The organism is Kurthia sp. Dielmo (genome assembly GCF_000307285.2).
GTDB classification, from domain to species: Bacteria; Bacillota; Bacilli; order Bacillales_A; family Planococcaceae; genus Kurthia; species Kurthia populi.
This window is the reverse complement of record NZ_HE578959.1, coordinates 179012-187097: the sequence shown is the minus strand read 5'-3', so window position 1 is coordinate 187097 and position 8086 is coordinate 179012. Positions and strand designations below refer to the sequence as shown.

At 40.3% G+C, this 8086-nt stretch carries 10 protein-coding genes and 1 pseudogene; 1 reads left to right on the top strand and 10 read right to left on the bottom strand.

The features are described from left to right. Window positions 1–114: 114 nt before the first annotated feature. From ptsP to KTHG_RS12120, 5 genes and pseudogenes are all read right to left on the bottom strand, one after another. Window positions 115–1833, bottom strand: a complete 1719-nt coding sequence (gene ptsP / locus KTHG_RS12140) for a phosphoenolpyruvate--protein phosphotransferase (RefSeq protein WP_139993877.1) — start codon at window positions 1831–1833, stop codon at window positions 115–117. 12 nt (window positions 1834–1845) lie between these two features. Continuing rightward, window positions 1846–2112 (bottom strand): HPr family phosphocarrier protein, encoded by a 267-nt coding sequence (locus tag KTHG_RS12135; protein WP_126989357.1) that lies wholly within the window; start codon window positions 2110–2112, stop codon window positions 1846–1848. A 12-nt stretch (window positions 2113–2124) separates the two neighbouring features. After that, window positions 2125–2553 (bottom strand): annotated as a pseudogene (locus KTHG_RS12130) (PTS mannitol transporter subunit IIA); the annotation flags it as partial. A 130-nt stretch (window positions 2554–2683) separates the two neighbouring features. Further along, the gene (locus KTHG_RS12125) at window positions 2684–4708 is read right to left on the bottom strand and encodes a BglG family transcription antiterminator (protein WP_139993873.1); all 2025 of its coding nucleotides are present in this window, start codon (window positions 4706–4708) and stop codon (window positions 2684–2686) included. Between the two features lie 7 nt (window positions 4709–4715). Next, on the bottom strand, window positions 4716–4997 hold the full coding sequence (locus KTHG_RS12120) for a PTS sugar transporter subunit IIB (protein ID WP_186439584.1): 282 nt from the start codon (window positions 4995–4997) through the stop codon (window positions 4716–4718). Between the two features lie 220 nt (window positions 4998–5217). Between KTHG_RS12120 and KTHG_RS12115 the strand changes: the two genes are divergently transcribed. Continuing rightward, a complete protein-coding gene (locus KTHG_RS12115; protein ID WP_139993869.1) occupies window positions 5218–5472 on the top strand; it encodes a hypothetical protein in 255 nt (84 codons plus the stop codon). A gap of 85 nt (window positions 5473–5557) precedes the next feature. On the opposite strand, the gene KTHG_RS12110 is transcribed toward KTHG_RS12115, so the two are convergent. The 5 genes from KTHG_RS12110 to KTHG_RS12090 form a co-directional block, all read right to left on the bottom strand. Then, window positions 5558–6013 (bottom strand): Asp23/Gls24 family envelope stress response protein, encoded by a 456-nt coding sequence (locus KTHG_RS12110; RefSeq protein ID WP_139993867.1) that lies wholly within the window; start codon window positions 6011–6013, stop codon window positions 5558–5560. A 12-nt stretch (window positions 6014–6025) separates the two neighbouring features. Next, entirely contained in the window at window positions 6026–6238 is a 213-nt protein-coding gene (locus KTHG_RS12105; protein WP_126989350.1) for a DUF2273 domain-containing protein, read from the bottom strand. Window positions 6239–6253: 15 nt separating this feature from the next. Further along, window positions 6254–6790, bottom strand: a complete 537-nt coding sequence (amaP, locus tag KTHG_RS12100) for an alkaline shock response membrane anchor protein AmaP (protein ID WP_126989349.1) — start codon at window positions 6788–6790, stop codon at window positions 6254–6256. 21 nt (window positions 6791–6811) lie between these two features. Next, complete coding sequence (locus tag KTHG_RS12095) at window positions 6812–7066, bottom strand: GlsB/YeaQ/YmgE family stress response membrane protein (protein ID WP_126989348.1); 255 nt, start codon at window positions 7064–7066, stop codon at window positions 6812–6814. A 242-nt stretch (window positions 7067–7308) separates the two neighbouring features. Then, a complete protein-coding gene (locus tag KTHG_RS12090) occupies window positions 7309–7854 on the bottom strand; it encodes a nucleotidyltransferase family protein (RefSeq protein WP_255512449.1) in 546 nt (181 codons plus the stop codon). Between the last annotated feature and the right edge of the window lie 232 nt (window positions 7855–8086).

Genomic DNA, 8086 nt, shown 5'->3' with positions numbered 1-8086 from the left:
ATGTTAAAAACCTCCATCTTGTTTTCTATAAATATGTATACCCCTTCCAAAAGGACTTTAACCAAATTCCATAAAAAAACAGCGTTTCAATTGCTTGAGAACGCTGTGTTTTCGCTATTTTGTCATAAAGTGTTCACGAACATAAGCTTCCACTTCATCTGCAGTCGCCATCGTCATAATTTCCGCAATGGCTGCTTGTGTTTGCTCACGAGACAGTTGTTTTAGTTGACTACGTGCGCGTAAAATTGATGTTGCACTCATTGAAAATTCATCTAGGCCAAGACCAAGTAAAATTGGCAATGCTACTTCATCGCCTGCCATTTCCCCACACATACCTGCCCATTTACCTTCTTTATGTGCTGCATCAATTACCATTTGCACTAACTTTAAAACAGCTGGGTTATATGGTTGGTATAAATACGACACACGTTCATTCATGCGGTCTGCCGCCATCGTATACTGAATTAAATCATTTGTTCCGATTGAGAAGAAATCAACTTCCTTCGCAAAAATGTCCGCCATCACAGCAGAAGATGGAATTTCGACCATCATACCGATTTCAATTGTTTCTGATACCTTGATGCCTTCTTGCTGTAGCTCTGCTTTCACATCAAGTAAGACAGCTTTTGCTTGTCGGAATTCATTTACTGTCGCAATCATCGGGAACATCACTTTTAAATTACCATAAACACTCGCACGTAATAATGCGCGGAGCTGTGTACGGAAAATTGTTTGTTCATCTAAGCATAAACGAATCGCACGGTAACCTAAAAATGGGTTCATTTCATGTGGTAGTGGTAAGTATGGTAATTCTTTGTCGCCACCAATATCGAGTGTACGTACCACAACCGGTTTGCCGTCCATTTTCTCAAGTACTGCTTTATAGGCTTCAAATTGCTCTTCCTCTGTTGGCAGTACATCGCGTCCCATATATAAAAACTCTGTACGATATAAGCCAACACCTTCGCCGCCATACTCTAACACAGCTGTAATATCCTCTGGGGTACCGATATTTGCCGCTAACTCAACGTGATGTCCGTCTGCTGATTGAGAAGGTTCATGCGCAAGTTTTGCCCACTCTGCTTTTTGTGCACTGTATTGTATTTGTTTTTCACGATAGGTCGCAATTTCTGCTTCCGTTGGATTCACAATGACTTGTCCCGCTAACCCATCGACAATCACTGTATCACCGTGTTTAATCGTTGTCGCTTCTTTTGTCCCAACAACTGCAGGAATTTCAAGCGTACGCGCTAAAATAGCAGAGTGTGATGTACGACCACCAATATCTGTTGTAAAACCTTGTACAAAGTCTTTATTTAATTGTGCTGTATCTGATGGTGTTAAGTCCTCTGCAACAATGATGACCTGTTCATCAATCGCTGTTAAATCAACGAAGCGCTCGCCTAATAAATGCGCCAGTACACGCTTCGTTACATCACGAATATCTGCCGCACGTTCACGCATATATTCATTATCCATTGCTTCAAATAAATCAATAAAGGTTTGTGATACGGTTTGAACCGCAAATTCTGCATTTACTTGTTCATTACTCACATAATCCTTCACTTGGGAAATCCAGTCCGGATCATTTAATACTAATAAATGCGCTTGGAAAATAGCCGCTTGCTCTTCACCGAACTCGGTAAGAGCACGGTCTTTAATTTTTTCTAAATCAACTGTTGAAGCAGCTAATGCGTCATCTAAACGTGTATGCTCAGGTGCTGCCTCCGTCGTCGTACGTTTTTCCACCGTTAAGTTTGGTGCTTGTAATGTAAAAGCCTTTGCAATGGCAATCCCTGCAGATGCCGCGATACCTTGAATAATTGAACTCATCTCATCCACTCCTTATTGTGCTAATTTTTCAGCGTAAATAATAGCGTTGATTGCTTCTAATGCCGCTTCTTCATCGGCTCCGTTTGCACGAATTTCAATTGTTGCATTATGTGGAACACCAAGAGCCATAATGGCCATAATTGATTTTAAATTCTTTTCGCTCTCATTATAGGCTAATGATAAGTCAGCTGTATACTTCATTGCCTCCGTCACGATTAATGAACACGGACGCGCGTGAAGTCCTTCTTTTGCTGTGATTGTATATGCTTTTGATACCATGTTATTTTCCTCCTATAGCAAGTCGTTGGACGATACAGATGGTAAAAACGCTGTCATCAATTCATCCGTCGATGTCGCCGCTACTAAGCGTGCAACATTTTCTTCCTCCATACAAACGGTTGCAATGCGTGATAATAAAGCTAAATGCGCCGCATCATGTCCAGCAACCGCAATCAGTAATGTCACGAGCTGTGGCCCATAGTGAACTCCTTGCGGCATTTGAAGAATCGCTATCCCGGCGTGATAAATGAGCGTGCCCATTTCATCGACACCATGCGGGACGGCGACACCATTGCCAATATAGGTTGACAATGTTTGCTCACGCAGTAACATTGCCTCAATATAGTCAGGTGCAACATAGCCTTGCTCAACAAGCAGGGCCCCAGCCATTTGAATGGCCTGTTGTTTTGTATGAGGGTTGGCATTTAATCGAATTAAATCAGGTGTAAGTACCGGTTTTTCATTCTATCTGCTCTCCATTTTCATCTTACTTAAATTGTAAAATAACATGTAAGCGAATACAAACGCTTCTAATGATAATCTTGTCACCGAATTAGTGACATCGTTTTCGTTAGCTACCTGTCAGGACATAACGCTGAAATTTATTGGCAATATAATTGGCAATTTGACTTGTTGTACCCTGTTCAAATAAGCGCAATGTTTCCGTACTCTCAACGAGCAGCGTACTAATATAGCTTAACGTTTCGAGTGCTACCGCGGAAATATCCTCAGGTGCAAGTAGCATCAAAATCGTTTGGATAGGCATCCTTTGCCCATCCATGCCTTGACGCATTACAGGCTCTTTTAAACGGAACACATGAAAGGTTGCAGCATTCACTGCATTTGTGCGCGTATGATAAAGTCCAAGTACAGAGTCTGGTATCCCTAAGCCACCAAGTTGCTCGCGCTCAAGTAGTTTTTCCACGAGCTTTCGTGCATCATTTACACACTTTTTTTGCTGTAAATAGCTTGTCGCTTCCTCTAACGCATCCTCAAATACAGCCTCTTTCAGCTCCATGCACTCAAACATTTCTAGCATTGTAACCATCTGTGTCGTTAATTGCTGCACCTCACGCAGTCGTGCAAGCGCATCCTTTATTTCAGTCACTACTACAATTGGCTTCGGCGTTAAGCTCCTTCGCACATTCGCAATATCTTCATCCGTCAATAACGGCGAAATGAGGCGATAATCTGCTTCGTTAATCGGCAGTGGCACCGTTGATAACACGACATCATATAATGTATATTGCACCTTTGATAATTCAAGTAATGAAGTTGTCGATACGTGCTGAATTTCCGGCACCTCTTTACGTAAGCGATTCGCGAGCATTTTAGAGGTCCCGAGTCCGCTTGAACAAACGACTAATACAGATAAATTTGCATATGGCGTCGCGCGTTCGAGCACCGCGCCAATATGCATCACTAAAAAGGCAATTTCGTCATCTGGAAAATGAATCGCGGGAAAACAACGTTCACTCACTGCTCGCACTGTTTCAAAAAGTGCTGCATAGCGCTCCTGTATACGGGCTAGAAGCGGGTTGTAAATGGGCATCTGATGCGTCAATCGATACATGGCGCGCTCTAGATGAACCAGCAATCCTTGAAAAAGTTGATGATCTTTACTTAGGGCCGTATTCATTTCATCATCTAGGCATTGAATAAATTTCGTGATTTGCGAAGCAAGGCGTAAATCCAAATCCTCAAATGCTAACTGCTGGTCATGGCGTAATTTCGCACCGCGTAAATGAATCGTCAGTTGTTGAATTTCAGCAACCTCTACTGTTATGTCATATCGCTTTGCAAGCTCCTGCATTAATTTCTCCGCCAGATGATACTCCTCACTCACTTCTAAAGATAACGTTTCTTCTATATAAAAGGCATTTTCCATGCGCTTTGTTGCAAGTGCCATATATAGCACAAGCTCACTGTAGGCATGGTCTGTAATGGTATACGGAAGCTCCTCATACAGGTCGCTAAATATGGCATCCACTTCATGAACACGCTCAAGCATCGTATGACCTAATAATTTTTTCGATAATGCCGAAAAATGCGTCGCATGCCCCCGAATGACACTAATTAATTCTTGCTCGCTAATAAATTCTATAAATAACTGCATTAATGCAAGTCGCTTTGATTTTTCAGCACCTTCTAGAAAAACGCCTAGGCTACGTTTACGCACAATCGTTAGCTCAAAGCGCTCAAGCCACGACGTCAATTCGGTTAAATCATTACTCATCGTCACAACGGAGACATCGAGCTCACTCGCAAGTGATGAAAGCTTTAGCGCCCCATTTGCACGAAGAAGAGATGCTTTTAAAAAGGCTCGACGCTCCTCCGCTGTCACCTCTAAAATATCCAAATCATTTAACATATCACGAAGCGCTTGCTTTTGAGATTCCTCTCCTAAAATCGAAATCCCTATGCCCGTTTTTTTACTAAGTATCAAATCACTTTGTTCTACGACGGTATGTAAGCGCTCTAAATCTCGTTGAATTGTCCGGCGACTCACATGGAGCTGCTCTGCTAACTGCTGAACGTTTAGTGGTTGCTTCAATAATGCATCTAATACTAAGCGTTCCCTCGCTGATAAATACATACTTCCCCTACCTCCATGCTCCTATCAGCTCATCATATGCTGGACTTGTTAAAAATTGCTCAACAACAACAATCTGTGCTGTCGGAGCCTGCTGTTTGACGCGTTCCACAAAAGGCTGCTGCGTCACAACAACCTCCACATTCGTAGGTAAATCCCTTAGTGCGCAGTGCGTAACAGTCGCTTGGATATGGGCCTGCTGTAGTTTTTTGCGGAAAACAGCCGCTCCCATTGCACTTAACGCCATCCCTACATCACAAACAAATACAATATGACGTTTTGTTGTATTCATTTTTTCACGCCCTTCCATCTATCAATTCATTGTCTTTATTATAGCATTTCATACCGAAAAGACGCGGGTTCCCATACTTCAAAGACGTAAATTCACATACTTTTTAACTATTCCATTTCACAAAATAAGCGATTTATCCGTATTTTATGAAAAACAGAAACTATTTGCTGTATTATCCGTATACTTAAATAGAAGACTTCACAAATAAGGAGGTATCTGTATGTTTTGGTTAGCGATTGTGTTGATTGTTGCGATTTCTGTTACAGGTGGGATTATTGAAAAAATCATTAAAAGCAGAGAGCGTACACAAAAAATGGAAATTGAAATGATGCGCGAGCAAATTAAGCTTGAAGAATTAAAGTATAAAAATTATCAATTAGAGACAGATAAAATGCGTCTTGAGCTGAAGCAAGATTTAAAAAATGCTCCAACAAAAGATGAATTATTAAATGTGGATTTAACAAAACATGATTAATCGATGAAAACACGCCTATGCATAGCGCGTGTTTTTTCTTTCTCACATAAAAAAAGGCCCCGCATGAGCGGCGCCTTTTTCTTTATTATTGTAACTCTGAGTTTGATGTATCTTTTGTTTTTTGTTGTAAATATTCTTTCTCACTCATAACGTCACTAACGTGCATGTTCACTTCTACAACATCTAAACCTGTCATATGACGAACTTGCTCAGTTACGAGGCGTGTTACTTTATCGAAGATTGCCGGAGCACTTTGGCCATACTCTAAAATAACTTTTAGATCAACAATGGCTTGTTTTTCGCCGACATCTACAGAAACGCCTTTTGTCACACTGTCGTTGCCGAAGCGAGAAGTAAAGCCGCCCTTCATGTCTAAAATACCTTTTACCTCACGTGCAGCGATACCTGAAATTTTTTCAATTACAGAATCGTCAAATGACAGTGAGTTTTCAAATTTTGGTGTATTGTCCTGCTCTTTACTATTTACACCTGTTTGATCATTGTATTGTTTTTCTAAATTTGTATTATGATTGTTTACCATTTTACCCGGCTCCTATCTTCTAATTTTATCAATAAAGTGGAAAAACTGTTCGGTCTTATCTTTCGCAAAACCAATTAGTAATCCAATACCGCATAGTACAATGAGTAAGATTGTCTTCCAAAAGCCAATTGTGAGAAATAGCACACCTACTACAAGCATCGCTAGTACGAAAAGAATGCGCCATTTATATTCACGAAGCCAATCGACTGTTGAATTATTTTGCAATGGAACCCCTCCTCGTTAAATTACGCGCTTATTCAGTGCCTTTTGATCGACTACATTTACCTTTACTTCTCTTACTGGTACTTCAGAAAAATGCTCCGTTTGTTCCTTAATGTCTTCTTTAATGCGCTCAAGCAACGACTGAACATTTCCCGTCGGCCCCACAAAAAATTCTGTGGCAATATCCATGTAAGATTTTTGCTTTTTTTGATACATTTTGATTGATACACTTGGCTGACGTACCGCCTCGTACTTATCAAGCGTACGTAGCACAACCTTTTCAATTGAGCGTTTATTCATATAAATCTCACCGTCATTATACGACAAATATAAACCGCGTTTTTTATGAGAAGGTGTGAATGAATAAATAAGAAAAGCAAGAGCTAAAACGATACCAACCGCCGCCATGATGTACAGCGTTGGCTCAAACCAAGAATAAGAAACAAGTTGCTCTTGATAATCAGTCAAACGAGAATCATCTACATATAGAAATGTAAATGTACCAATTAGGATGAGAAGAAAGAGCCCTAACAGAAAACTAAAAAAACGTTTCATTTTCTCGCCTCTCCTCGTCGATTAATTTGCTTTACGCATCGCTTTCATGATGAAGCTTACAACTAAGATTAAAATAATTGTACCTAGTAAAGTTGGCAGGATGTAGAAATCACTAACTTTTGGACCCCAGCTACCAAGCAGCATGCCACCGATCCAAGCACCAATGATACCTGCGATGATATTACCAATTACACCACCGGGAACATCTTTACCTAAAATAAGACCTGCTAACCAACCTAAAATACCGCCGATAATGATATACCATAGAAATGCCATTGTGTGTTACCTCCTTTGTTGTTTTTTCAAAATGTCGAACTTAATTAATTACTTGCCATGTTTTGAGCGCTTAAAACATAAAGTTAAAAAAATTACATCTTGCATCACCCTTAAATGGTTAATAAAGGAATTTATTAACATCATAAAGATTACTTTTATTTTCTATAAATGTTATTTTATAAGTTAAATACATTCTTTTTACACAATAAAACCCCTACTTTTCCAAAAAGTAGAGGTTTTTTTCATGCTATTGTTAGTAGAGTCCAGATAAGCTGCCACTGCTTCTGTTGTATACGTTTTTTATAAATCGCTAAAAATGGCATAGCCTGAAATGTGGGCGTTGGCTTTACGATTCCTGCGAATAAATCATCTAAGCCATGCGGTGCCATGATTTCAAGTTTACCCTCATGGATTCTCGCCGCAATCGCCGTTGGAATTTCTGTAAAATGCGCGACACCATCAAACGAAGAAGTAAACGGTGCCAGCTGATTTTTTTCATGCATACGTGCCTGATTTTTCACTGACCAAGGATGTTCAGGAAATCTCTCATACAGCACTCGCTCCCAGTGCTTCTCCGTTTCAACCGAGCAATCCGTCGCATCAAAATAAATCACATCAATATCATTCATCTCAGAATGCACACTATAAAGCGCATCCCATACACGATTACGAATCAGCCCCGCAGAAACCCAGCAATCTGGAAGCGGCAATGTAGCAGCAGCTTCTAAAACTGCCATCACTTCAGGATTAGCTGTTAGAATATTTTTTAGTTTTGTTTCGTTGTTCAAATTATCACACCTTGGAAAAACAATTAAAAGTATTTAAGATAATTTATTTAAAGTATAGATAGTAATAACTAACAGTGTGGAGGAAATGGCACCGTCAATAATTTTGTGTAAATGACTCAACCCAAACTTGGTAGATCGTCACATTTAGCGATCAAACATCGCTTCTAATTCGGCACGTGCCTGGTCAAATCCAAGATGACAACGTGCGAGAAAGCGTTCTAGTGATGCTTCG